The sequence below is a fragment of the Halotia branconii CENA392 genome, assembly GCF_029953635.1.
Lineage (GTDB): Bacteria > Cyanobacteriota > Cyanobacteriia > Cyanobacteriales > Nostocaceae > Halotia > Halotia branconii.
In genome coordinates, this window is the sequence record NZ_CP124543.1 from 3,736,411 (window position 1) to 3,760,803 (window position 24,393).

The 24,393-nt window shown below is 40.3% G+C and carries 24 protein-coding genes; 12 read left to right on the forward strand and 12 right to left on the reverse strand.

Translation table 11 applies throughout. From position 1 onward, the window contains the following. Positions 1-330 precede the first annotated feature (330 nt). Positions 331-2,859, forward strand: a complete 2,529-nt coding sequence (locus QI031_RS16350) for a mannose-1-phosphate guanyltransferase (RefSeq protein ID WP_281480722.1) — start codon at positions 331-333, stop codon at positions 2,857-2,859. Positions 2,860-2,934: 75 nt separating this feature from the next. On the opposite strand, the gene QI031_RS16355 is transcribed toward QI031_RS16350, so the two are convergent. After that, positions 2,935-3,612 carry a hypothetical protein gene (locus QI031_RS16355; RefSeq protein WP_281480723.1) on the reverse strand — a complete coding sequence of 226 codons (678 nt, stop codon included), beginning with the start codon at positions 3,610-3,612 and terminating at the stop codon, positions 2,935-2,937. A 261-nt stretch (positions 3,613-3,873) separates the two neighbouring features. Further along, complete coding sequence (locus QI031_RS16360) at positions 3,874-5,451, reverse strand: NAD(P)H-quinone oxidoreductase subunit 4 (RefSeq protein ID WP_281480724.1); 1,578 nt, start codon at positions 5,449-5,451, stop codon at positions 3,874-3,876. Between the two features lie 1,184 nt (positions 5,452-6,635). Between QI031_RS16360 and QI031_RS16365 the strand changes: the two genes are divergently transcribed. From QI031_RS16365 to QI031_RS16380, 4 genes are all read left to right on the forward strand, one after another. Beyond that, positions 6,636-7,889: a DUF4912 domain-containing protein gene (locus QI031_RS16365; protein WP_281480725.1), complete on the forward strand. Its 1,254-nt coding sequence runs from the start codon at positions 6,636-6,638 to the stop codon at positions 7,887-7,889. A gap of 75 nt (positions 7,890-7,964) precedes the next feature. Continuing rightward, positions 7,965-8,897, forward strand: coding sequence for a phosphodiester glycosidase family protein (locus QI031_RS16370; RefSeq protein WP_281480726.1), 933 nt, complete (start codon positions 7,965-7,967; stop codon positions 8,895-8,897). 115 nt (positions 8,898-9,012) lie between these two features. Next, positions 9,013-9,819 (forward strand): Rpn family recombination-promoting nuclease/putative transposase, encoded by an 807-nt coding sequence (locus QI031_RS16375; RefSeq protein WP_281480727.1) that lies wholly within the window; start codon positions 9,013-9,015, stop codon positions 9,817-9,819. Between the two features lie 75 nt (positions 9,820-9,894). Further along, positions 9,895-10,320 (forward strand): hypothetical protein, encoded by a 426-nt coding sequence (locus QI031_RS16380; RefSeq protein WP_281480728.1) that lies wholly within the window; start codon positions 9,895-9,897, stop codon positions 10,318-10,320. 22 nt (positions 10,321-10,342) lie between these two features. Here QI031_RS16380 and QI031_RS16385 read toward each other — a convergent pair whose 3' ends face one another. After that, the gene (locus QI031_RS16385; protein WP_281480729.1) at positions 10,343-10,945 is read right to left on the reverse strand and encodes a DNA-3-methyladenine glycosylase; all 603 of its coding nucleotides are present in this window, start codon (positions 10,943-10,945) and stop codon (positions 10,343-10,345) included. Between the two features lie 58 nt (positions 10,946-11,003). On the opposite strand from QI031_RS16385, the gene QI031_RS16390 reads away from it, so the two are divergent. After that, a complete protein-coding gene (locus tag QI031_RS16390) occupies positions 11,004-11,828 on the forward strand; it encodes a DNA adenine methylase (protein WP_281480730.1) in 825 nt (274 codons plus the stop codon). Between the two features lie 152 nt (positions 11,829-11,980). Continuing rightward, the gene (locus QI031_RS16395) at positions 11,981-12,640 is read left to right on the forward strand and encodes a hypothetical protein (RefSeq protein ID WP_281480731.1); all 660 of its coding nucleotides are present in this window, start codon (positions 11,981-11,983) and stop codon (positions 12,638-12,640) included. 154 nt (positions 12,641-12,794) lie between these two features. Here the strand turns inward: QI031_RS16395 and QI031_RS16400 are convergent, their stop codons facing one another. After that, the gene (locus tag QI031_RS16400) at positions 12,795-13,169 is read right to left on the reverse strand and encodes a 2TM domain-containing protein (RefSeq protein WP_281480732.1); all 375 of its coding nucleotides are present in this window, start codon (positions 13,167-13,169) and stop codon (positions 12,795-12,797) included. A gap of 361 nt (positions 13,170-13,530) precedes the next feature. Continuing rightward, on the reverse strand, positions 13,531-14,466 hold the full coding sequence (locus QI031_RS16405; protein WP_281480733.1) for an alpha/beta fold hydrolase: 936 nt from the start codon (positions 14,464-14,466) through the stop codon (positions 13,531-13,533). Positions 14,467-14,690: 224 nt separating this feature from the next. On the opposite strand from QI031_RS16405, the gene QI031_RS16410 reads away from it, so the two are divergent. Further along, the gene (locus QI031_RS16410; protein ID WP_281480734.1) at positions 14,691-15,560 is read left to right on the forward strand and encodes a shikimate dehydrogenase; all 870 of its coding nucleotides are present in this window, start codon (positions 14,691-14,693) and stop codon (positions 15,558-15,560) included. 93 nt (positions 15,561-15,653) lie between these two features. Then, on the forward strand, positions 15,654-16,391 hold the full coding sequence (locus tag QI031_RS16415; protein WP_281480735.1) for a class I SAM-dependent DNA methyltransferase: 738 nt from the start codon (positions 15,654-15,656) through the stop codon (positions 16,389-16,391). Positions 16,392-16,568: 177 nt separating this feature from the next. On the opposite strand, the gene QI031_RS16420 is transcribed toward QI031_RS16415, so the two are convergent. Beyond that, positions 16,569-16,787, reverse strand: a complete 219-nt coding sequence (locus QI031_RS16420; protein WP_281480736.1) for a toxin-antitoxin system HicB family antitoxin — start codon at positions 16,785-16,787, stop codon at positions 16,569-16,571. 6 nt (positions 16,788-16,793) lie between these two features. After that, positions 16,794-17,216 carry a putative toxin-antitoxin system toxin component, PIN family gene (locus tag QI031_RS16425; RefSeq protein WP_281480737.1) on the reverse strand — a complete coding sequence of 141 codons (423 nt, stop codon included), beginning with the start codon at positions 17,214-17,216 and terminating at the stop codon, positions 16,794-16,796. 58 nt (positions 17,217-17,274) lie between these two features. Here QI031_RS16425 and QI031_RS16430 point away from each other — a divergent pair, with 58 nt between their 5' ends. Then, positions 17,275-18,477 carry an alpha/beta hydrolase gene (locus QI031_RS16430; protein WP_281480738.1) on the forward strand — a complete coding sequence of 401 codons (1,203 nt, stop codon included), beginning with the start codon at positions 17,275-17,277 and terminating at the stop codon, positions 18,475-18,477. A gap of 87 nt (positions 18,478-18,564) precedes the next feature. Here QI031_RS16430 and QI031_RS16435 read toward each other — a convergent pair whose 3' ends face one another. After that, positions 18,565-19,173 carry a hypothetical protein gene (locus tag QI031_RS16435; protein WP_281480739.1) on the reverse strand — a complete coding sequence of 203 codons (609 nt, stop codon included), beginning with the start codon at positions 19,171-19,173 and terminating at the stop codon, positions 18,565-18,567. 137 nt (positions 19,174-19,310) lie between these two features. On the opposite strand from QI031_RS16435, the gene QI031_RS16440 reads away from it, so the two are divergent. Further along, entirely contained in the window at positions 19,311-19,742 is a 432-nt protein-coding gene (locus QI031_RS16440; RefSeq protein WP_281480740.1) for a biotin carboxylase, read from the forward strand. A 165-nt stretch (positions 19,743-19,907) separates the two neighbouring features. Here the strand turns inward: QI031_RS16440 and QI031_RS16445 are convergent, their stop codons facing one another. The 3 genes from QI031_RS16445 to upp all read right to left on the reverse strand — a co-directional run bounded on the left by QI031_RS16445 (position 19,908) and on the right by upp (position 21,368). Next, positions 19,908-20,186, reverse strand: coding sequence for a YggT family protein (locus tag QI031_RS16445; RefSeq protein ID WP_281480741.1), 279 nt, complete (start codon positions 20,184-20,186; stop codon positions 19,908-19,910). Positions 20,187-20,313: 127 nt separating this feature from the next. After that, on the reverse strand, positions 20,314-20,667 hold the full coding sequence (locus QI031_RS16450) for a ssl2009 family thylakoid membrane protein (protein ID WP_281480742.1): 354 nt from the start codon (positions 20,665-20,667) through the stop codon (positions 20,314-20,316). Between the two features lie 50 nt (positions 20,668-20,717). Next, entirely contained in the window at positions 20,718-21,368 is a 651-nt protein-coding gene (gene upp / locus QI031_RS16455; protein ID WP_281480743.1) for a uracil phosphoribosyltransferase, read from the reverse strand. Between the two features lie 599 nt (positions 21,369-21,967). Between upp and crtH the strand changes: the two genes are divergently transcribed. Then, positions 21,968-23,497 (forward strand): carotenoid isomerase, encoded by a 1,530-nt coding sequence (gene crtH / locus QI031_RS16460; protein ID WP_281480744.1) that lies wholly within the window; start codon positions 21,968-21,970, stop codon positions 23,495-23,497. Between the two features lie 131 nt (positions 23,498-23,628). Here the strand turns inward: crtH and QI031_RS16465 are convergent, their stop codons facing one another. Next, positions 23,629-24,387, reverse strand: a complete 759-nt coding sequence (locus QI031_RS16465; RefSeq protein WP_281480745.1) for a class I SAM-dependent methyltransferase — start codon at positions 24,385-24,387, stop codon at positions 23,629-23,631. Between the last annotated feature and the right edge of the window lie 6 nt (positions 24,388-24,393).

Sequence of the window (24,393 nt, forward strand, 5' to 3'; positions counted from 1 at the left end):
ATTCCAGTTTAAAGTAGCTTTCCATATCACAGCTAATTAGTTAACAAACAGAAGTACCTATTGCCAAAATAGAACATCAGCCTCAGAAAAACAAATCAAAAGATCAAAATATTGATCTTGTAATCTATGTTACTTGCTGACAATTATCTTGATTGATTTTCTCTGAGCGGATAGGCTGATGAAATGAGTAAAAATGCTTATTCCTGTTCAGATGCATCTTGCGGAAGTTCCTCAAATATGAATATCCGTAGGAGACTAAAGAAAGAAAAACACAACATAACTATCACAGGTCTTAAAGCAGCAAATATTGCAAACAGTTAAGGAGGATTTATGCGTGCAGTACTGATGGCAGGCGGTTCGGGAACACGGCTTCGCCCGTTAACTTGCGATTTGCCCAAACCGATGGTGCCAATCTTAAATAGACCAATTGCCGAACACATTATTAATCTTCTCAAACGACATCAAATTACAGAAGTCATTGCAACATTGCATTACTTACCTGATGTTTTGAGAGACTACTTTCAAGATGGCGACGATTTTGGCGTACAAATGACTTATGCCGTCGAAGAAGACCAGCCTCTTGGTACGGCAGGCTGTGTAAAAAATATTGCCGAACTTTTAGATGAAACTTTTTTAGTCATTAGTGGTGATAGTATCACAGATTTTGACTTAAGTGCAGCGATCGCCTTTCACAAACGAAAAGGCTCAAAAGCAACTTTAATTTTAACCAGGGTTCCTAACCCCATTGAATTTGGGGTGGTGATTACCGACGATCAAGCCAACATTCGCCGCTTTTTAGAAAAACCCTCTACCAGTGAGATTTTTTCAGATACTGTTAATACTGGCACTTATATTCTAGAACCTGAGGTTTTGGAATATCTACCAGATAACACTGAATCTGACTTTTCCAAAGATCTATTTCCTCTACTTTTAGAAAAAGGTGAGCCAATGTATGGTTACATTGCTCAAGGTTACTGGTGTGATGTAGGTCACTTAGATGCTTATCGTGAAGCTCAGTATGATGCATTAGAGCGTAAAGTCAACCTCGATTTTGCTTATAAAGAAGTTTCGAGTGATTTATGGGTAGGGCAAAATACTTTCATTGACCCAACAGCTACGATTGAAACCCCAGCAATTATTGGTGATAATTGCCGAATTGGGGCGAGAGTGCAAATTGAGTCGGGAACCATTATTGGGGATAACGTCACTATTGGCGCTGATGCTAATCTCAAGCGTCCGATTGTCTGGAATGGAGCAATTATAGGGGATGAAGCACATCTGAGCGCTTGTGTAATTTCTCGTGGGACTCGTGTAGACCGCCGCGCTCATGTATTAGAAGCATCTGTGGTCGGTTCTCTTTCTACTGTGGGAGAAGAAGCTCAAATTAGCCCAGGTGTACGTGTTTGGCCGAGTAAAAAGATTGAATCGGGGGCAATTTTAAACATTAATTTGATTTGGGGTAACACAGCCCAACGTAATTTATTTGGGCAACGTGGTGTACAAGGATTAGCTAATATTGACATTACTCCAGAATTTGCGGTGAAGTTAGGAGCCGCTTATGGTTCTACTTTAAAACCTGGTTCTAAGGTGACAGTCTCCCGTGACCAACGTAATGTTTCGCGCATGGTGACGCGATCGCTCATTGCTGGTTTGATGTCAGTAGGGATTAATATTCAAAACCTTGATGCTACAGCTATCCCCATCGCTCGGACAATTATCCCGACAATGGCGGTGGCTGGTGGCATTCATGTACGGGTACATCCAGATCGCCCTGACTACATCCTGATTGAATTTATGGATACTAAGGGGATTAATATCACCAAAGCTTTAGAAAAGAAAATCGAAGGGGCTTACTTTAAAGAAGACATGCGGCGATCGCAAATTCATGAAATTGGCGATGTGTCATACCCCAGTCAAGTCATTGACCGTTACTGCACTGCCTTTGAGAAACTGTTACATGTTCATACCCTGCGCCATAGTCGAGCCAAAGTAGTAATTGACTATGTTTATGCGGTGTCTGGGGCAGTTTTACCCCAAATGTTAGATAAATTTGGCGCTGATGCAGTGGTGTTGAATGCTAGTGTAAATAAAACGGCTGTATCTGTGACTGATCGTGAAGGACTATTGACTCAATTAGGTCATGTAGTGGAAGCACTCAAAGCTAACTTTGGTGTCCAAGTCTCAGCTAATGGAGAACAGCTGATTTTAGTTGATGAATCAGGCTCCGCGATTCGTGGAGAAACTTTAACAGCCTTGATGGTAGACATGATGTTAACCTCTAATCCCAGAGGAACAGTAGTAGTACCAGTTCATGCTTCCAGTGCTGTCGAACAAGTTGCCCGTCGCCACGATGGCAGGGTAATTCGTACCAAGGCTAACCCTACAGCCTTAATGGAAGCTTGTCAGAAAAATCCTAATGTCATACTAGGAGGGAGTGGAGAAACTGGTTTTATTTTCCCACATCTGCATCCGGGATTTGATTCCATGTTCTGCATTGCTAAACTAATTGAAATGCTGACTATTCAAGAGCGATCGCTTGCTACTGTGCGAGCAGAATTACCTCGTGTAGTTTACAAAACTCACACAGTCCGCTGTCCTTGGACATCTAAGGGGGCGCTGATGCGTTATTTGGTCGAAACTCATCCAGCCCAAAATTTAGAACTGATTGATGGAGTGAAAATTTGTCAGCCCTACGATGATAGTTGGCTGTTAGTTTTGCCAGATGCTAGTGAACCTTTAGTACATTTATATGCCAATAGTAATGATCGCGATTGGGCAGATGAAACTTCGAGAAACTATCGCACTCGTGTTCAGGCTTTTATAGAGAGACAACAAGAACAGCAACCTGCCGAAGTGTAATTAGTCTTTATTAGTGTCTTTGTGGTCAAAAATTGGTTTTTTAACCACTAAGACACAAAGGCACAAAGGAAAGTATCAAGCTAGTTGTAGTTTCAGGTAATTAATGAAATCTATAATTTCTGCATCAGTTAATTGTAAGCGCGATCGCTTGCCATACTTCTGTTGTAAATACTCTCTTCCTTGGTCTGGTGTCCAATTTAATTGTGCTAAATACGTGTCGGTTTGAGTTATAAAGATTTCACGTTTTTCAGATGTGTAACTTTGGTTTTGATGATAGTTATGATTTTCGTTAATTTTTAGACTGACTTTTTGTCCTAATGCTTGCCAATCTATCTCTTGATGTCCGTTCCAACTAACATCTAAGGAGCGATAACTCATCGGATCATAAATATTGCAAAAAACTACATTACTATCTCCTGGGCTGACTGCGATCGTCAGTGGATTACGCAGTTGTTCAAAGGTAAGGGCATCTAAGGATAATAATAAACTTTTGGAAAAGTAAGTATCATTTCCTGATTGAATAATATAAGGTTTATCTGCTAAGACACACAAATTTGTTTTTTTGTCTGTTCCAAATGTATTTTCAACTTGTCTATCAACTTTTATTTCTGTTATCACTCCAGTTAAAGCTCTTTCATAAATTGGAATGCGCCTATTATCTTCAGCAAGCATATACCAGCAGCAATCATTATCTTTTTTGACAAAGACATATTGAGGTCTTGGAACTGCTCCAAATCCTAATTTTACTTCCATATTTCCGGTTAATGTACAAGTTACTTGATAGATATAACTGTTGCCAAATAGTTTAGAACATCAGCTGAATATAAAACCCTGATATCAAGAGACTTTCAAGCTTATTCCCCGTTCCCTGTTATATAATTCCCTGAATAATTAAGTTAATCAACATTGAAGTAAAAAATTCTGTTCTGCACTTCTGTTGACAGCAAATTTTAAAAAAAAAGAGTGGGTAAAAAACCCACCCTCAAAGCAGTAGTAATTTAAATCAATAGCTATCTAATTGCTAATCGCTGGCGCACTCAAAGAAATTTGTGGCGCTTCTTGTTTTTGCTGTGCTAACGTCGGCACAGAATCACGCAACCTTGCTGTCAACTGTACAGTTGTCGCGTCATACATCTGAGTAAGTAACTTGGGATAAAGACCAATACCAATAATTGGTACTAACAAACAAGCAATGATAAAAACTTCGCGGGGTTCAGCATCTATCAAAGCTTGGTGAGAAACTAATTCTTCGTTCTCTTGACCGTAGAAAATTTCTCGCAACATTGACAGCAAATAAATCGGAGTTAAAATCACCCCAACTGCCATCAAAAATACCACGATGACTTTAAATGTGGAGCTGTAAGCATCGCTAGTCGCAAAGCCAACAAACACCATTAATTCAGCTACAAAACCACTCATTCCTGGCAATGCTAAAGAAGCCATCGAACAGGCAGTAAACATAGCGAAAATTTTCCGCATCCTCTTACCAACACCACCCATTTCATCCAACATTAAGGTGTGTGTGCGGTCATAAGTTGCACCGACGAGGAAGAATAAACTTGCCCCAATTAATCCGTGAGAAACCATTTGTAAAACTGCCCCACTCAATCCCAAATCTGTGAAGGAGGCAATACCAATAGTGACAAAGCCCATGTGTGAAATTGAGGAGTAAGCAATTTTTCGTTTGAGATTTCGCTGGGCAAAGGATGTAAGGGCTGCGTAAATGATATTAACTACCCCCAAAACTACTAGCACCGGCGCAAAATAAGCGTGGGCATCGGGGAGCATTTGAGCATTCATCCGAATTAAGGCATAACCGCCCATTTTCAGCAGAATACCTGCCAGTAACATGTGTACTGGCGCTGTGGCTTCACCGTGGGCATCTGGTAGCCAAGTGTGCAAGGGAATAATTGGCAATTTAACAGCGTAGGCAATCAGGAACCCGGCATATAGTGCTAGTTGAAAATTGAGGGCGAAGTCTTTAAGGGCGATCGCTCGCATGTCAAATGTCACCGTATCGCCATAAAATCCCATTGTTAGGGCTGACAGCAAAATAAACAGCGAACCACCAGCAGTGTATAAAATGAACTTCGTCGCTGCGTATTGTCGCTTTTTGCCTCCCCAAATCGATAGCAGAAAGTATATCGGTACTAGTTCCAGTTCCCACACCAGGAAAAATAACAGCATATCCTGAACAGCGAACACGGCAATCTGACCGCCATACATCGCCAAAATCAAGAAGTAAAATAGCTTTGGCTTAAAAGTCACAGGCCAAGCTGCTAAAATCGCCAGCGTGGTAATGAATCCAGTCAAAATAATTAGGGGCATTGATAAGCCATCTGCCCCTACTGACCAATTCAAATCTAGTTGCGGAACCCAAGGGTAACTCTCTACCAGTTGCAAATCGGGATTGGAGAAGTCGTACCCAGTATAAAAAGCATAAACAATCAGCGCAAAATCTATCAACCCTACGATCAGGGAATACCAGCGTACTGTTTTGCCGTCTTTATCTGGGATGATGGGAATCAGTAGTGACGCGGCTATCGGCAACAGAATAATCGTCGTCAGCCACGGGAAATTAGTTATATTCATCACAATTCGTCTGCAATCAAAGTCATGTTTGGCAAAAAGTCACTAGCTATTAACTAACAGTTTTTTGGGTATTTGGTCTCTCTTGTTAGGTTGATTTAATTAAATTGGCAATTCCCCATTTTGCTCTTGTAAATCTATTTTGACTAGAGGGAGGGGTGCAAAATGTGGGTTAGGATACACCCAGCCAAGTCAAAAATTTATCCTCAAAAAGCCTTTAGTGGTCTGGCAACCCAAAAATGACAGGTGGAGGCAGGCAGGGGAAGCAGGGGAAGCAGGGGAAGCAGGGGAAGCAGGGGGAGAAAAGAACTGGACTTTTTCACATTAACTCCGCAAAGTTCTCTTGGCAGACCACTAGTGGTCTGTCGCAAAAGTTTTGATAGGTGAATCAGGTTTTAAATTTCTCTTCTTTACCTCTTAACTGTGTACTCTTAGGGTACTTTGCAGGTTCGCCCTTGGCATTCTCGTTCGCGTAGCGTCTCCGTCAGGAGAAGAGTAGCCTAAGAGCGCGTCTGCGTTCTTCTAACCCTCAAAATTAATGGGACAGACCACTACTTATCCTACGGGTACTCCTGATCAAAAACTCAAAGATTAGCCGCTGGTACATCTTTGGAATACACCGTTTAGCATACATAACAATTTTAGTTTTCCGTAGTCCGCGCAGTTGTCAACGCTTTGCTATCGAGCGTCAGAAACTCACTTTTACATAATCCATTGCATCCTTGAAGGTGTCGGGTAATTTGCATACAACCAAGTTGCTTTTTCTTGGCAGACTAAGATTTTTGACTCATCCATAAATTTATTGTCATGAAATCATCATATAACTTGCGTCTCCAAAGCCGAGCTAGCTTTAAATGTCAGAAAACTATAACAATTTGATCCCCCAAGAGCTAATAAATTCGTAGAACAGTTAAAAAAGTGCCTTTATACCCCTTGATCCCTACTAGGGGTTACTGGTTAGTATTTACTTAACAAAAGGACACCTTCTGATCCCAAAGAAATGCTAATCTTGGCACGAACAAGGAATGGAAAGGAAGTCAACTTTAATTTAAAAACAGACTAAAAAACTTACAAACTGGGCAACCCAGAAGTCAGGAATAAAAAATTCATCTGGCTGAATGACATTTTGAATAGGTTCTTTAACCAGGGGAAATCACTCACATTTCAAACTACTGGAGGCCAAATTCATGGCAAAAGAACGCCCACCGCTAGAGGAAATGACACTGCGGCAACTACGTAAAGTTGCTAGTGAATGTAGCATTTCTCGCTATAGCCGAATGCGTAAATCTCAACTGCTGGCAGCAATTCAAGAAGTCCAGCGTCATAAAGTTTCACTTAGCCCATCTCGTTCACTGGAGGCACAGGAAACCGTGGAAGCAGCAAAATTTGAATTAGGACAAGAAGATCGCACTGGTGGCTCTCTAGCTGATGTTGATGAAGGACTCGCAGATCTACCAGCAGGTTACGGTGACAGCCGGATTGTGCTTTTACCCCGTGATCCCCAGTGGGCTTATACTTATTGGGATGTTCCTAATGAACATAAAGAAGAACTGCGGCGGCAAGGTGGACAACAACTAGCACTGCGGATCTACGATGTCACTGACATTGATCTAGATCACCAAAGCCCTCACAGCATTCAAGAATATCCTTCTGATGAGCTTGCAAGGGAATGGTACATCCCAGTTCCGGTGAGCGATCGCGATTATGTGATTGATATCGGCTATCGTGCTAGTGATGGACGTTGGTTGGTATTGGCTCGTTCTGCTCGTGTACACATCCCCCCTGTTTATCCATCCGATTGGATTGAGGATGTGTTCGTCACCGTCAACTTTGAAGAAGACTTGCGCGGTAAGACTGTCTACGAATTAGTTCCTCCTGCCAAAAAGATCGCAGCGACAGCAAAAACAGGCGCAAACGGCAGCAACCCCATCTATGACCAAATCTTTGGCATGGCTGAATCTGCCGAAGCACAAAGAGTTGCTGGTTCTTTATTTGGTTCCATGCAACAAGTACCGGGTTCTGCTCGTCCTGAAGAAGCTATCAGTTCCTACATCTTCCCCTCTGGTGTAGGTATGTGGGCAGTTCCCACCACATCTGGTTTAACCATGTCTGGTGCAGGAATGTCAGGTGTTGGCTTCTCAGCTTCCGCTGTACCAATGCGTCCACGCCAATTCTGGTTAATTGCTGACGCTGAACTAATTGTCTACGGTGCAACTGAACCTGATGCTACTGTGACTATTGGCGGTCGCCCAATTCAGTTGAATCCAGATGGTACATTCCGCTTCCAAATGTCCTTCCAAGATGGTTTAATTGACTATCCAATTTTGGCTGTTGCTGCCGATGGTGAGCAAACACGGTCAATTCAGATGAAGTTTAATCGTGAAACACCTTCTCGAAATACCAACACCAAAGAAGAAGCCGTTGTAGAATGGTTTTCTTAAAATAACCCCAGATTGAAATTTTGAATTATTCCCCGCTATAGTCGTTCTGTAGCGGGTTTTTATTGATTAATTAAGATGTCTGTAAACAAAATATTGTTTTTATCTGTATTTATCTTTAGTATGAGCTTGTTATCAGGTTGTAAACAAATCAAGGCAATCTCCGCACCAGAATTATCTCAAACTTGTATTGGAGAAGATCCTAAATTCAGTATTGAGTTTTTCAAAACTAATAATCAAGGAGATAAATACACAAAAGGTATCAACCATGTGATTATTTTTAATCCTCAATCACCAGCATTAGATTTTAAAGTTAATGTAGGTTTATCTCATAAACTTTATGCCCAAGATGCTAGAGGAAAAATACGCAAAGAATATGTACCAAAACAGTTTCAGGAAATTATCTCTGATCAAAATGCTACATTAGATGGACTACAACCTATAGCAGCAATTAACGCCGATTATATAGATACTGATAATCAACCCCAAGGATTAAATATTTCTCGTGGAGTAGAGTATTCGGGAGCTTTTAAAAATAGACGTTCTTCTTTTGGAATTTCAGGAGGGAAACCACAAGAGCGAAAAGCTACTATTCAGGCTGGTAAAAGAGCAGCAAATATTCTTAATTATAATTTAGTCGGTGGTAATGGCAGATTCTATCGTCAAGGTAAATTTAAAGATATTTGTGAAGATTTAGGAGAATTTGCTTGTAGACAAGCGACTAACAGATCTATGGCAGCAATAACTAATAAAGGTTATGTGATTTTATTAGTTAATGATTCCAAAGCAAATTCCAATATTGACTTTTCGCCAATTAATCAAGAGTTAGTTCCAGATAAATTTGATGATGTCTTAGAAGGCATTGCCCGTAATAATTGTTTGGGTAAAATTCAAGAAGGAATGTTATTTGATGGAGGGATGTCTCCAGGGTTATATTATAATCAAAAAATATATGTAGAAAATTTTGGCCCTATAGGTTCAGTATTTTTAATTTATAAAAAACCCAAATAAATTAAGTGCAAAAAAGCAGGATGCTCCCCTCTGCTTCTTGTTACCAGATATCGTCTCTGACATCATCAAAACGGTAAGCTAAATTAGGCAGCTTTGGTGTGATTATCCCCTAACCGTGAAAACCGATACCATCTTTTACAGCCTATTTCAGGCATTCCCCAGTATATTTTTTGAACTAATCAATCAGTCTCCAGCAGAAGCAATTAGTTATAAATTTACATCTAGCGAAGTCAAACAACTTGCATTCAGGCTTGATGGTTTATTCTTACCAACTATCAAAGACCCAGCAAAACCCTTCTACATAGTTGAAGTTCAGTTTCAACCTGATGATGATTTATACTACCGCCTGTTTGCTGAACTTTTTCTTTACTTGCGGCAATATAAACCTTCTCACCCTTGGCAGGTTGTAGCCATCTATCCAACTCGCAGCATTGAAAGAGAACCGGATTTACAATTTAGTGAAATTCTGGTTCTTAATAGAGTCAGACGTGTTTATTTAGATGAGTTGGAAACAGAAAATTCTATCGGTGTTGGTGTTGTTAAGCTAGTTATTGAGCCTGAAGAAACCGCACCAGAAATAGCAAGACGCTTAATTGAACAAGCAAACAAGCAGCTAACTGATGCAGCTACTAAGGGTGACCTAATTAACTTAATAGAGACAATTATCGTTTATAAATTACCGCAAAAGAACCGCGAGGAGATTGAAGCAATGTTAGGTTTAAATGATTTGAAACAGAGTAAAGTCTATCAGGAAGCTTTAGAAGAAGGCAAGCAAGAAGGTAAGCAAGAAGGTAAGCAAGAAGGTAAGTTAGAAGCAATACCGCGCATGATCCAGTTTGGTTTGAGTGAGGATGCGATCGCACAATTATTAGATTTACCATTAGAGGTAGTTCAGCAAGCAGTGATAAATCAACATCTCTAAATTCAGGAAAATCTGCTGAGGCTGCACATCAGCTAACTGGAGTAATATTTATGACAACTAGTTAGACTATGTATCATGTTTAAAATATTGCCAGTTACTTTAGCCGCTGCTACCGTTTTATTATTATCAACTAATAGCTCCGATATAACTCTGGCTGGAACCTGTGCTTCTAAGTGTGGGGCGCGGCCAATTCAGTTTACACCTGGGCAACGCATCCAAGTTCAAGTAGTTAATAGCACACCCCGCCTCATTAAACTGCAAAAACCTTCTGTAACTGATCCCATTCTCCTGAGTCCAGGAAAAACATTACAGATGGAACAGATAGAAGGTACTGAACCAAATACATCTTTGATATTTTGGGATGACACAGGTTTGTCAGTACAAGCAATTGTCTCCAAACCTAACTTCGGCACATTGCGGGTTGAACTTCGTCCCACTTGGCGATCGCCTGGCGATCGCTCGTTGTATATTACGGATGATGGTCGGATAAATATCTTTTAATTACTAGCAATATAGTCAGGACTTACGCAACTGGCACAGAACTCCAGTTAGACAAATACCAACGCCAAGGTAAATCTACGCCTTTGGTTAAGCCGATACGAACAGTTTGTATTAAGCTTAAATGCCCTTCTTCTAGATATTGTTGGAACTGAAAATGTCGAGGTTCCAGCCATAATGGTTGTCCTGGTTGAAGTAGCGTAGTGTTTAAGTTAACATCAATCATTAATGCGCGGCAGAGCTTTCCTGGCCCCGCAGCAATTAGATGGGGTTTTCGTCGCTGTGGAGGCTGAATCCAAGAAGGAATGCTTTCTAGCTGAAGGGCACGAATAAGAACAGCACTTGCTACTTGGTCTTGGTCAGTCACAATATTTAGACAATGATAAATGCCGTATATTTGATATACATACGCCCTGCCCGCAGGGCCAAAAATGACTTGATTTCGCTTCGTGCGGCAGCGATAGGCGTGCATGGCAGGATCATCGGGCATGTAAGCTTCAGTTTCAACAATCAGACCCCGCACAATTAGTCCATCTGGCATTAGGCGGACAAGGGTACAACCAATTAGCATGGGTGCAACTTCTATAGAAGGACGACTGAGCCAGACAGCATCTATCGGTGAAGTCACGCTACCTCCTGTTAAAAAAGTGAATGCCCTTATTTATCCTAAATTAATTACAACAATTATGATCAAAAGTCCACTACGCTACCCAGGTGGTAAGTCAAAAGCCATTAATCAAATAATCGAATATTTACCAGAAAAATTTTCTGAATTTCGAGAACCTTTTGTGGGTGGCGGTTCTGTATTTATCTATTTAAAGCAAAAATTTCCTCATCTAAAAATTTGGATTAACGATTTAAACCGTGAGCTATTTCTGTTTTGGAAATTCACTCAATCTCATTTACCTCAGTTAGTGGTAGAGATACGTCGTATTAAAGATAAATTCACAGATGGTAAGTTACTATTTAAAGAATTGACTAGTGTAGTTACTAACAGTTTGTCTGATTTTGATAGAGCAGTACGTTTTTTTGTTCTGAATAGAATTACTTTCTCTGGTACTGTAGAATCAGGAGGATTTTCTGAGCAAGCTTTTCATAAACGCTTTACTGACTCGTCAATAAATCGCCTGGAGAAGTTAGAACAAATTTTAACGGCAGATGTCAAAATTACTAATTTGGATTATAGAGAACTATTATACGCAGACGGTAAAGATGTATTTATATTTTTAGATCCCCCTTATTTTGCTGCTACTAAATCCAGGTTGTATGGCAAAAATGGTAATTTACACACATCTTTTGAGCATCCGATGTTTGTTGAATCGATAATGAAATGCCATCATCATTGGCTCATAACTTATGATAATTCACCTCAAATTAGAGACAATTTTCTCGATTTTAATCTCTTTGAGTGGGAATTACAGTATGGAATGAATAACTACAAACAAAGTAGTGCTGCTAAAGGTAAAGAATTATTCATTACAAATTATAAAAATAGACGTAAATCTAATTAATGTAGATAGAAACAATAGTCAAGATTTAAAAACCCATCAACAATTGAGTCTATAAGCTTTGATTATAGTCCATTTTTTCATTGCAGTTGTAATTCAAGGCACTGTATGCTGTTTTTGGTATTTAAAAAATTAACCTTAAAATCAAGTAACTAATGCTGCGTTCAAACAGTGTATGGCTTGTTCCGGTAGTTTTTTCATTAGCAAGTTTTGGGTTAGATGCTACAAAAGCAATCGCGCAAACTAATTATGAGTTTGAAGCTGTCTACAATTTAGAACTTAGCTTGAGGGAGATTGCGCCGAATATCTCGATGACAATGGCGGTTGGTAATAGTCTTGATGCTTCCTACGGCTTAACTCAATTCTCAAGCATGAGCTATTCTCAACTCAATCCTAATACTGGTGTGTCTATAATCAGTTCAGATGCAACCGCGTTTAGTTTAGAAGATTTACCACTACTCACTGACAGGTTTTCTAGTAACGATAGTGATGATAGTTTGATTGGCAGCAGTAAACTTACTGGTACAATTGACCTTGAAAATCTGACGGCATCGGCTTTTGGTATTCTGACTATTACTGGTGGTACAAATAGATTTAGTAGTGCGATCGGCACACTAACTCTTACCGAAAATTACATCATTAGTCCAGACCCCACTGTTCCTTTGATGGGTCAAGCTTTAGTTCAAGGTTCCTTCGAGATACCTGTGTCAGTGCCAGAACCGGGAAATTCCTTAATGCTACTAAGCATTGGCGCGATTAGTACTACTTTTGTACTGCATCGGCATTATCGAAAAACCAATCATAGATACTCGTAGGGACACAATGCCGTGTCCCTAACCGTGTACCTCATCAAATGAGAATTGCTATATATCGACGCTAACTAACAACCGAAAACTCAAAGCCGATTAGTGATAAACGTTGGCGGCGGATTTAAATAACCACCATCTGCTTTGATAACTGTTCACTGCTCTAATTCTCTATTTTACTCTGATGAACACTCCACCAATGAAAAAATAGTCCTAATCCCCATCCTAATAGTGGAAAGATAGCCCAAAAATAACTGGGACTAGTTATTAAATTCAACACAATTAAGAATAAATTCACTGCTAAGTAAGAAACCAAATGTCCCCAAAAGCTTCTGCGTCGAGAAGTATTAAGTCTGCGCTGCAAACGTTCTTCTTTTTGTTGAATTAACCACTTTTGTTCAGTTTTTTCCAAAACATTGGCGGAAATACCTAATTCAGCTGCCATTTCTAAAAGTTGTTCTCGTGAAAATTCTCCTTTGTGTTTACGAGCTAGTGCTACTTGCAGGATTTTTTCCACATCTTCCGAATCATAAGTCATTGTAATTACCTTATAAAGTTGTGTGTAAATGCGCGGTTAATTCCACAAAGTTCTCAATTTACTTCGATAAATTCAATTAGCGATCGCATCCACGTTTTGCACCCAATACTTAGTTGCATTCACAACCTGATTATTTTCTCACCATTGACTGATGACTACTGTATTTGTCAATACGTCTATATTAATTTCGTCTGAAATTTCAACTGTAAAAATCAAATTAAAAGTAATTTGCTAACTCAAAAATATTCAATATTTTAATTGTTTTTTTCAGCAAGAACTACTATCGGTTTTTTATTTCATCAATGGTAGTGAGTGCGTTAGGTCAAATGCCGTAACGCACACTACAAAATAGGATATTGTTTTAATTAATAGACAACACCCAATCGCGTAAAAGTGAGTTGATTTGATCGGGTACTTCGTCATGAGGACAGTGACCCGCTTTGAGAAAATGCTCCGTGAGTTCAGAATAATATTGACGAAACTTTTGGGAACGTTCTCTAGCATTCATCCAGGGATCAGCTTCTCCCCACAACAGCAATAAAGGACAATTTAATTGCTTCAACAATACATCTACTTTTTCTCCTTGGGGAGTGCTAAATACTGAAACAAATACATCCAATGCACCAAAATCATAAGCAGGGCGAGAAATTTCTTCTATCAATTGGTCTGTAATTGCGCTCTTATCTAGATAAACTTTTTCTAGAGTTTGGCGAATTACCCAACGTTGTCGCACGTATTGAAATAGAAGAAATTGAGCTAAAGGTTGTTGAAAAATCCACTTGACAGAGTCACCTAATAATTTTTCTAAAGATGAAGATTGTTTAGGTGGCTGAATTTCAGTTTGTAAAGCTTCCGGCTCAGATGTCGCCTCAATTTTATTAAAAGGGCCTGCACTATTGAGCAATACTAAACCAGCTGCATTATCAGGACATTGTGCAGCAACACACAAACAAGCATAACCACCAAGAGAGTTACCTGCTAATATTGCTTTTTGACCAATCACTTCACTGATAAAATCATTGAGTTGGTCGCGCCATAAGTCACCGCCATACTGCAATTTTGGTTTTGCTGAACGTCCAAATCCCAAAAGGTCGATCGCAAATACTTCAAAATCTAGACACAGTCCTGTGATATTCTTGCGCCAGTGGTCAGTGGAAGCACCAAACCCATGCACTAATAATAGAGGTGGACGTTGCGGTTGTTTCTCTCCTGCATGGACATAATAAATCTTATGCCCTCGCCACTGCCAGTATTGACCAGGAATTGGAGTTGTAGAAGGAGCCTTAGTTACTTGCATAGATAAAGAAATGTTAAGTCACTTCTAATAATTGTAGGCTAGAGCAGAGGGGCAGAGGGAAGAGGACAAGGTGCAGGGAGCAGGGAGCAGGGGGAGAGAAAGAGACAAGGAGACAGTTATTTCCAAAATTCTCCAATTCTCCTTGTCCCCAATTCCTCTTCACAATGCCCAATGCCCCATGCCCAATGCCCAATGCCCAATAACAACTGACTACTGACAAAATTATGATTACAGGCAAAACGAAACTTTTAGGAGTAATTGGACATCCGGTAGAACATTCGCTGTCGCCAGTGATGCATAATGCCGCGATCGCTCATTTGGGATTAGATTATGTTTATCTGCCTTTTCCTATAGCGCCAGAAAATTTAGAAGCTGCGATCGCAGGTTTCGCGGCTGTTGGGGTTGTCGGTTTTAGCGTTACAATACCTCATAAACAGTCAATTATGCCGTTTTTATCGGAAATCACTCCCATCGCCCAAGCTATAGGTGCAGTTAATACCGTTAGTCGTCAAGCTCATCAGTGGGTAGGGACGAATACAGATATAGAGGGATTTATCGCCCCTTTGCAAACAACATATCAACGAGATTGGAGTGATAAAACGGCTGTTATTTTAGGCAATGGTGGCGCAGCCAGAGCAGTTGTAGCAGGTTGTCATCAACTGGGTTTTGCCAAAATTTATGTGTTGGGGCGCAATGTGCAGAAATTACAGGCATTCTGCAATAGTTGGAGCAATTCACCCATAGAAGAGAATTTGCAAGTTGGTACATGGGATGAACTAGCAAAACTGATTTATCAAGCAGATTTATTAGTAAATACAATACCTATCGGCATGTATCCCCAAGTGGATGAGTCGCCATTAAGTGCCGATGAAATTAAAAATTTGCCGCCTGACGCGATCGCTTATGATTTGATATACATTCCTCAGCCGACGCGATTTTTGCAACTGGCAGAAAAACATGGTGTAATTGCGATCAATGGCTTAGAAATGCTCGTTCAACAAGGAGTTGCAGCCTTAAAAATTTGGTTGCAAACAGAAATAGTGCCTGTAGATGTGATGCGCCAAGCACTAAAAAATCAGTTAGGTTTAGATTAAAATTTTTATGTTTTTTTGTATTACTTAGATTTTACTATTGATCTGCTAATATGCCGCTGAAATTCATCAGCGTACTACAAAGGAACGGCACGTATGGAGCAGGCAGGCTCAAACTTTTATGACGATGAGGTAGTTTTTACAAACTACATACGCCATCGTCAACGTGTAGATACGCCGAACGAGACGCTGGAAAAGCCAGTGATGATAGACCTCATCCAACCGATTACTGGCAAACGTATCCTTGATCTGGGGTGTGGCGATGCAGCAATTGGGCGAGAACTCCTCCAGTATGGCGCGGCAAGCTACCTTGGTATCGAAGGCTCGCAAAAGATGGCTGCTGTTGCGACCCAAACACTTGCTCACACGGCTGGTCAGATTATTATGCAGACTATTGAGCATTGGACGTATCCGCACGCAGCATTTGATCTGGTTATTGCCCGACTTGCTCTACATTATGTCGCTGATCTCGCGCCAATTTGCGCTAATGTCTTTCATGCACTCGCACCAGCAGGACAGTTTGTCTTTTCGGTTGAGCATCCTGTAATCACGTCGTGTGACCGTGGCTGGACAGCTGGGACACTCCGCCAAGATTGGGTCGTAGATAATTATTTTACGACCGGACTGCGAGTTACCGATTGGCTAGGCGGCACGGTGCAAAAATATCACCGCACGGTCGAAGATTATTTCCATCTCCTCCAAGAAGCTGGATTTCTCATTGGAAATCTACGCGAAGCACATCCGCAACGCCAGCACTTTCATGACGTGCAAACCTACGAAAGGCGAAAGCGTATTCCGCTGTTTTTAATTCTGGCAGCGCGCAAGCCCATATAGCGCAAGTGCATACCTATGGGATAAAACAGGCGTATAAATAACAAGCTTTTCCAGTCTTGATTTCTGTTTTTACATAGGTCTCGACTCAACGCCGAGTTGCTTAAAAATCACTCTACCCAAGCTAAATCTTCTTTTAACTTGTCCCTTACGGGTTCGCCATGATTACCCCCATCGGTTCTATTCTGCCAGAGCATCAAGTTTAGCCAGTATTCTTAAGCCTTCTTCTGAGTTCCCAGTTGCAGCCATTGCTTTAAATCTGGTATTAGCATCAAATTCCGCTAGAGCGATGGTGGAAAGTTCTTCAATTAGCTTATTGACACTTATGCCTTTGGCTTGGGCAAGTTCTTTTAATCTGTTGTGTTTTTCGTCTGGTAAACGAATAGTTAAAGTAGCCATTTTTGTTTAACTCCTAATAATTTCTTCGGGTTTTACGATTGATAAGTTAGGAAATAACAATTCTGCATTTTGGAAATCTCTGATATTTTGAGTGGCAATAATTTGAGCGTTACCAGCGATCGCTAATTCAATTAAGTGGTTGTCAGCTTCATCTTTTAAATTAGGTCGCCATAAGTAGTAAATATAAATCCATTGACTCACGCTCATAAATGATGCCAGTAAAGCAGAAATTTCTGCACTAGTTAAAGGGCATTTGGCGAGAATTTCTGATCGCTGAATGACTGACTCATACTCAGAAAATAAAGCATTTCCCATCAAAGGCTGATATTCGCCTTTCAAGCAGCGTCGAATCAGTTCTCTATTGGAACCCTTAGAACTAATAAGCGCACTAATAAAAACGCTGGTATCAACCACAATTTTAATCGCCATGTTGTTATGATAGCATATATGCTGTCATCGAAGCCTCAGCTATCGAAATATTGCATCTATGTTTTCTAAACCCAAAATATTTTTATCATGGCTGGCATTATTGCTGAGTTTTGGCAGTGTATTTCTCAGTGCTTGGATTATTCTTCCTGCTCCCAATATGCTCTTACTAACTTTAGGAGTGGGAGCGCCAGAAATCAGTCCTGGATTATTTCTACTAAATTTATTTTCTTTATTACTTGCTTTTTTTGGCATCCGTCGCCGTCAATTACAGCGTTTAACTTGCATTATCAGTTTAATCGGATTGCTAATTTGTGGATGGGTGCTGGTGAGTATCCCAATAACTCAAATGCAAATGGCTAGGGCGATGCAACAAGGATTGGGAGCAGACTATCTCAAGCAAATCCCAGCTTCAGCTAAAGCTAAAATGCAAATTTATCCTTTTAATTTAGCTAATTTCTTTGGGGGTATTCCATTAGGTAGAACGCGTCATCAAACAGATATTGTCTTTGCTACACCTGCGGGAGTACCTTTAACAATGGAAGTTTACCAGCCTCCAGAGACAGGAAAATATCCAGCATTGGTAGTAATTTATGGGGGAGCTTGGCAACGTGGCAATCCTAGAGCTAATGCTGAATTTAATCAATATATGGCTAATCGTGGATATACAGTATTTGCGATTGACTATCGACATGCACCTAAATATCAATTTCCAACTCAATTAGATGACGTGCGTACAGCCCTTGATTTTATTCGTAAACATGCAACGGAATATGAAGCAGATTTAGAACGTATGGTAATTTTAGGTCGTTCTGCGGGAGCGCACCTAGCCATGCTTGCGGCTTATCAGCCGGATGCACCACCTATCCGCGCTGTAGTGAACTATTACGGGCCTGTTAACTTAACTGAAGGATACAAATCACCGCCAAGTCCAGATCCGATCAACACCCGCGCTGTGTTAAGAACATTTCTTGGTGGTTCTGTTGAAGAATTACCCCATCAGTATCAAATTGCTTCACCAATAAATTATTTGACGCACCCAGTACCACCAACTTTATTAGTTTACGGCGATCGCGATCATTTAGTAGAATCACGATTTGGCAGACAAATGTACAAGCGTTTACTTCAGTCTGGTAACACCGCGGTTTTTCTCGACATTCCTTGGGCAGAACATGCTTTTGATGCTGTTTTCAGTGGTGTAAGCAATCAATTAACGCTATATTACACCGAAAGATTTTTAGCTTGGGCAGTGTCCAACCAATAATTACGAATTACGTTAGCGACGCAGGAGCGTTACTCGTACTGACTTGTGCTGAGCGTAGCCGAAGTAGCGTAGTCGAAGTATTACGAATTATTGAGGCCAGCGCCAATTATAACGATTCCATTCATAGATGCCTTGAATTTCATACTCAGCGCCGCTGTAGAAACGGACAACGCAATTGGTAGAAGAATCATCACCATTGCTAATTTCATTAACCTCAAGGACGATACAACTAAACCATTCCCGCTTACAGGGGCCATCTTCTTGTACCCATTCCCACATTGCATTAGAAACTTCAATGCGATCGCCTACTCTTAATTTCAGGGCATCCTCAAAGTAAGAATATTTATCAAAATGATACGATTCGACACGATTTAACCATTGTAAACCATAGCGTTGGCGAACAAATTTTACTTCTCCAGAGTCATTGTCGTGCAGCCAGTCGTTGAGTAATTGCACTTTCCAGGTGCGGTTTTGTTGTTCTTGTGTTTTGACGAACTCTAGAAATGCTTCTAGTTCTTCTGGTGTCAGATCATCTAAGGGATTAGCTACATCTGACATTCGAGATTTAGAGTTTCCCTGAATTTGCTCAATTACTTGCAGTAATATCTGTTTTTGAATATCAGTGAGAGGACAGCTAGCTGCATCGCAACTATTAAAGGCTGCTTGCAAGGCTGTTTCAATCTCATCTGGAGTCATAAGTTAATAGCAATTTAAGGTTTGATTTCCTTAATTATTACAAATGCTAAATTCCAGTCTACAATCCCCAAGTACTTAAATTCAGGTAAGCTGGGGTTATAAGTTGCATATTGTTAGATTAAATCACGGGGTGTTCTATGCGGTTGCGCTCACTCACGGCCGTCTTTATTGCTTGTTTCGTCACCTTTCTATCGTGGGCGTTTACTCCCTCTGCCATAGCATTGACACAGATTAAACTTTCTCATGTCTCCTACAAAGATTGTCCACCAGAACTAGCCGAAGGGGCTGTGATTAGCAGTGGTAGTGCAGCTGCTAATTGCTTTATTGTTACTGGCAAAGCGGAAAATGGCACTAATAAAACCGTTTATGATGCAGATATCTTCGGGCGCATTTATGATGCCAGTAACAACCCGGTATTACAAAATCGGACTCGACTTGGTTCGATTGCTGAGGTTCCACCAGGTATCAGCGATTTTGAATTAAGAATTTCTGTACCAGCCAATCAGTCGTTACCTTTAAAGTTGAAACAGTTTAAAGCAACTGGGTTTAGCGGCAAAGTTCGTAGATAAGTAAATTTTGGATCTCAGTCCAAGATGAAGTAAGTAGGCATGAATATAGCGGTTTGATTATAGATAAAATACTACTCTAGCCCCTAGCCCTAGCCCCTAGCCCCTTTTCTCTAAAAGTAAAGTAGAGACGCTGTTAAATTTAACGTCTCTACAAATGAAAAGTACTTAAAATCCCTGTACAAGTGGCAAGGTAGCCAAACTACTGAGTAAGCTACTTACAAAACTAAGCGCCAAGAAAGCCAAGATAGGGGAAAAATCCATACCACCCAATGGGGGAATAATTGAGCGAAACAGATTCAGATAAGGGTCAGTAATTTGGCTCAAAGCGGTGAATGGTTGATTGTACCAGTTGATAGCGGGGAACCAAGTCAATAAAACCCGAATAATTAGTAAGTAGCTATAAATCGTTAAGAAGGTAACGAGTGTGGTAATCAGTAAATTCATGGATGGCTTGTTTTCCTGTTAAGTCTCAAAATGGTCTTATTATTGATTTTAATTTAGTCTACGCCATGATGTTTGTAGATTATTGCCGTATTAACCACATCAACACCTTTACTTAACATGAAATAATTTAGGAATCTGTGGTAAGAGAAGGGTCATTTACAGACGCAGATGAATTGCCATTGACATTACCCAGATGTTTCCGCACTTCGTCAATTGTGGCATTAAGTTGGGCGATTTTATCTTCTAGCGATCGCCTAGCGGTTTCCATTTCCATACCCTCACTATCCGAGGCTAAAATTTGACGGCGTTTTACTGACACTTTCTTTGTTTTGGCAGGGTTATCAGTCAGTTCTGACTCTTCCTCAGTTAATAATTCCCCATCGCGCCTAGAAGCGATCGCCGCTCCTACAATACCACCAACTACGCCACCAACAAAAGCCCCTGCTAAAAACCCACTGGCAAAACCGTCACGCTGACTCATACTTTACCCCCTTGAAGAAACCTTGCAACTTTCCTTAGCTGCATACTAACTTAAGTACCAAAGATGCGATCGCCTGCATCTCCTAATCCAGGTACAATATATCCTTTGTCGTTCACTATCTCGTCAATAGTCGCTGTGTAAACTATCAAACCAGGATATGTAGCACTTAACTTTTGTAATGCTGGGGGAGCCGCGACTACACAAACAATCCGCGCCAAGGTTGGATCAATACCCCGTTGTGTCAATTCTGCCATTGCAGTCATAATCGATCCTCCGGTTGCTAACATCGGATCGGTAATTAACACTCGTGTTTGCGGATCAAATTTTTCTGGTAACTTGTTCAAATAACACGCAGGTTGCAAAGTCTCTTCATCTCGCACTAAGCCTAGATGGTAAATCGAAGCCAAAGGCAATAAAGTTTGCGCTCCTTCCAATAATCCTAACCCTGCTCTTAAAATCGGCACAACTGCCACAGGTATCTCAGGATTAATCAAAGTTGCGGGACAGGAATCTAACGGACTCTGCACCATTGTTTCTAAAGTTGGCAACCATTCTCGTGCAGCTTCATAAGTTAGCCATCGACCTAACTCAGTTATGGCACTGCGGAATAATACTGAAGGTGTAGCAGCATCGCGGGCAACTGCCAGCCAGTGTTTAATTAAAGGATGAGGTGGAACATAAACACGCAATTGGGGCATCATAGCCAGAAATAGGCACTTTTATTGTACTAGAACTGAAACATCATCATACTCTTTTGCGCGTACTGCTGAACGCTAAAATTAGCACCGCCAAGTTTATTGAAAATCTTTTTCATTAATAGTTGACATCTATTCTCAATCAAGGTTATATTATTATTCAGTGTTCTCCTCTCTTTAAGGATCGGCAGACGGGATTAGCCAGCGGTAGCAGGCTTGTCCCTCTTTTTTATGGCATAAACAACAAAATAGAGGAGTTTTTAATTGTGTGTAATCAGTTCTAGCTGAGGATTTGAAAGCCAAAAACTTTTGTAATATTTTGATATGCAGCAGCTAATTTATGACTTACGCACAGGTAACGGAAAATTAAACCACAGAGGCACAGAGAGAATTTACGTGCGTGGGTTCCCCACGTTGAGTAAACTTCTCCTATCAAAGACGCTACGCGAACGGGAGAACACAAAGAATTAAGAGTTTGAGAGCAATTAATTTTGCGTAAGTCCTGTAATTAAAGAATAGGAATAATTTATTGCGTATTATTTATACAAGTAAAAGTAATATACAGTACTATTTTCTTGGTTAATTTTATGCAATAGCTAAATTTTATGTATCCAACCTTTAACACCACTACCTCCTCCTCAAATCCTTTATTTGATGTGATTGTTATTGGTTCTGGTATTGGCGGCTTGGTAACAGCAACCCAGCTAGCAGCAAAGAAAGCAAAAGTGCTGGTACTAGAACGCTATTTAATTCCAGGCGGTAGTGCTGGCTACTTTGAACGTCAAGGCTATCGATTTGATGTGGGTGCATCAATGATTTTTGGGTTGGGAGACAACGGCACAACTAACTTACTCACTCGTGCTCTTAAAGCGGTCAATGTTAATCAACAGACAATTACTGACCCTGTACAGATTCACTATCACCTACCCAACGGATTAGACATCAAAGTTGACCGAGTTTATGATAATTTTTTGCAAAATCTTATTGCTTATTTTCGCCATGAAGAAAAGGGGATTCGTCGCTTTTATGACGAATGCTGGAAAGTTTTCAATTGCCTTAACACTATAGATTTGCTGTCGTTAGAAGAACCTCGGTATTTAATGCGGGTATTTTTTCAGCATCCTTTAGCGTGTCTTGGTTTAGCTAAGTATTTGCCTCAAAATGTTGGAGATGTCGCACGACGCTACATTAAAGACCCCCAGTTATTGAAATTTATCGATATGGAATGTTACTGCTGGTCGGTGGTTCCAGCTAACATGACACCAATGATTAATGCGGGAATGGTCTTTTCTGATAGACACTATGGCGGAGTTAACTATCCCAAAGGAGGGGTAGGGCAAATCGCTCAAAAATTAGTAGAGGGCTTAGAAAAAGCTGGAGGTAAAATTCAATACCAAGCCAGAGTTACGAAAATTATTACAGAGCAGGGACGAGCTGTAGCCGTACAATTAGCTAATGGCCAAGTCTATCGAGGTAAGCGCATAGTCTCAAATGCTACACGCTGGGATACATTTGAAAAATTACTACCTGTAGAGAAAATACCTAATAATGAGAAAAAGTGGCAACAAAGATATCAAAAATCACCCAGCTTTTTGAGTTTACATATCGGGGTGAAACAGTCAGTGTTACCAACTGGAACAGAGTGCCATCACATAGTTTTAGAAGATTGGGAAAAAATGGCAGCACCGACAGGTACAATCTTTGTTTCGATTCCTACATTGCTTGACCCAGATTTAGCACCAGCAGGATATCACATCATTCATGCTTTTACGCCCCACTGGATTGACGATTGGCAGGGATTGTCTGCAAGTGAGTATGAAGCCAAGAAAGAAGAGGCAGCTTGGCAAATAATTGACCGATTAGAGAAAATTTTTCCTGGTTTAGATGCTGGCTTAGATTATCTGGAAGTGGGAACACCTCGTACCCATCGCCGCTTTTTAGGGCGAGAGGATGGCACTTACGGGCCGATTCCTCGGCGCAAGCTGCGGGGGTTATTAGGAATGCCGTTTAATCGCACAGCTATCCCCGGACTGTATTGTGTGGGGGATAGTACCTTTCCTGGTCAAGGTTTAAATGCAGTCGCATTTTCTGGGTTTGCTTGCGCCCATCGCATTGCTGTTGATTTGGGATTTTAAAGTATTAAAAAATTATTCAAACATTCCAGGACTTACATACACATAAGTAACAGAAAATCTAACCGCATAGGACAAAGAGAAATAGGAGTTTCAGAAACTTATTGCGTAAGTTCTACATGCAAGTGTTGAAGCTAAATTGAAAATTTCTGAACAACGTAGAATATATAACCATAATACTCAGAATATTTTCGATAAAGATCAATTTCAAGTTGTTCCATATTAACTACTTCTAGAGCTTCTGCATCATTTTGGTAATGTTTTTTTAATACCTGTAATCTTTCTTCGAGGGGATTGTAGTAGTCATTCCACCACGCTGATTCAGGTAATACAAAGTAGTCAATAATTTTGTATTCACTATTTCGGATAATTTGCAAATTACCTTCGATATTTTGCATGGCAGGATAACCTGCATCCCAAAATTCTTTGATTTCACTTGGTGGATATGGTTTGAGCCATGTTATTTCGGAAGCTGCTAAATAACCTCCTTGTTTAAGTAAGGGTCTCCATTGTTTTAACCCATTTTCAAACCCGATAATATAAATTGCACCTTCAGCCCAAATAATGTCAAAGTTTGTGTTAGGAAAATCAAGTGTAAACATATCAGCATTGATGACTTGGATTCTGTCTGACAATCCTTTTTGAAGCACTTGTTGTTTAAGTTCATCAATATAAATAGAATGATTATCAATAGCAACAATTTTTCCGCTTGTCAGGCTAGCTAAATCGAAAGTCTGAATGCCTGTCCCACAGCCAATATCCAAAATATTTGGATTTTGTGGCAAATCAATCATTTGAAGAAAAGCATTTCTTGTTGATTCAGAATTACCAGGGCCTTCTCTAGGTAAACTCTGATGAATTTGAAAAAAAATTTCTGTTTGCTTATCGTTCACACCTAC

What these genes read in the sequence shown, in the direction of transcription:
- QI031_RS16450 (WP_281480742.1), bottom strand. Translation starts at nt 20,667, where the DNA reads ATGAGTCAGCGTGACGGTTTTGCCAGTGGGTTTTTAGCAGGGGCTTTT.
- QI031_RS16415 (WP_281480735.1), top strand. Translation starts at nt 15,654, where the DNA reads ATGGAGCAGGCAGGCTCAAACTTTTATGACGATGAGGTAGTTTTTACA.
- QI031_RS16400 (WP_281480732.1), bottom strand. Translation starts at nt 13,169, where the DNA reads ATGACTTATGATTCGGAAGATGTGGAAAAAATCCTGCAAGTAGCACTA.
- QI031_RS16430 (WP_281480738.1), top strand. Translation starts at nt 17,275, where the DNA reads ATGTTTTCTAAACCCAAAATATTTTTATCATGGCTGGCATTATTGCTG.
- QI031_RS16435 (WP_281480739.1), bottom strand. Translation starts at nt 19,173, where the DNA reads ATGACTCCAGATGAGATTGAAACAGCCTTGCAAGCAGCCTTTAATAGT.
- QI031_RS16395 (WP_281480731.1), top strand. Translation starts at nt 11,981, where the DNA reads ATGCTGCGTTCAAACAGTGTATGGCTTGTTCCGGTAGTTTTTTCATTA.
- QI031_RS16410 (WP_281480734.1), top strand. Translation starts at nt 14,691, where the DNA reads ATGATTACAGGCAAAACGAAACTTTTAGGAGTAATTGGACATCCGGTA.
- upp (WP_281480743.1), bottom strand. Translation starts at nt 21,368, where the DNA reads ATGATGCCCCAATTGCGTGTTTATGTTCCACCTCATCCTTTAATTAAA.
- QI031_RS16370 (WP_281480726.1), top strand. Translation starts at nt 7,965, where the DNA reads ATGTCTGTAAACAAAATATTGTTTTTATCTGTATTTATCTTTAGTATG.
- QI031_RS16405 (WP_281480733.1), bottom strand. Translation starts at nt 14,466, where the DNA reads ATGCAAGTAACTAAGGCTCCTTCTACAACTCCAATTCCTGGTCAATAC.
- QI031_RS16420 (WP_281480736.1), bottom strand. Translation starts at nt 16,787, where the DNA reads ATGGCTACTTTAACTATTCGTTTACCAGACGAAAAACACAACAGATTA.
- QI031_RS16380 (WP_281480728.1), top strand. Translation starts at nt 9,895, where the DNA reads ATGTTTAAAATATTGCCAGTTACTTTAGCCGCTGCTACCGTTTTATTA.
- crtH (WP_281480744.1), top strand. Translation starts at nt 21,968, where the DNA reads ATGTATCCAACCTTTAACACCACTACCTCCTCCTCAAATCCTTTATTT.
- QI031_RS16440 (WP_281480740.1), top strand. Translation starts at nt 19,311, where the DNA reads ATGCGGTTGCGCTCACTCACGGCCGTCTTTATTGCTTGTTTCGTCACC.
- QI031_RS16390 (WP_281480730.1), top strand. Translation starts at nt 11,004, where the DNA reads ATGATCAAAAGTCCACTACGCTACCCAGGTGGTAAGTCAAAAGCCATT.
- QI031_RS16360 (WP_281480724.1), bottom strand. Translation starts at nt 5,451, where the DNA reads ATGAATATAACTAATTTCCCGTGGCTGACGACGATTATTCTGTTGCCG.
- QI031_RS16350 (WP_281480722.1), top strand. Translation starts at nt 331, where the DNA reads ATGCGTGCAGTACTGATGGCAGGCGGTTCGGGAACACGGCTTCGCCCG.
- QI031_RS16365 (WP_281480725.1), top strand. Translation starts at nt 6,636, where the DNA reads ATGGCAAAAGAACGCCCACCGCTAGAGGAAATGACACTGCGGCAACTA.
- QI031_RS16445 (WP_281480741.1), bottom strand. Translation starts at nt 20,186, where the DNA reads ATGAATTTACTGATTACCACACTCGTTACCTTCTTAACGATTTATAGC.
- QI031_RS16355 (WP_281480723.1), bottom strand. Translation starts at nt 3,612, where the DNA reads ATGGAAGTAAAATTAGGATTTGGAGCAGTTCCAAGACCTCAATATGTC.
- QI031_RS16425 (WP_281480737.1), bottom strand. Translation starts at nt 17,216, where the DNA reads ATGGCGATTAAAATTGTGGTTGATACCAGCGTTTTTATTAGTGCGCTT.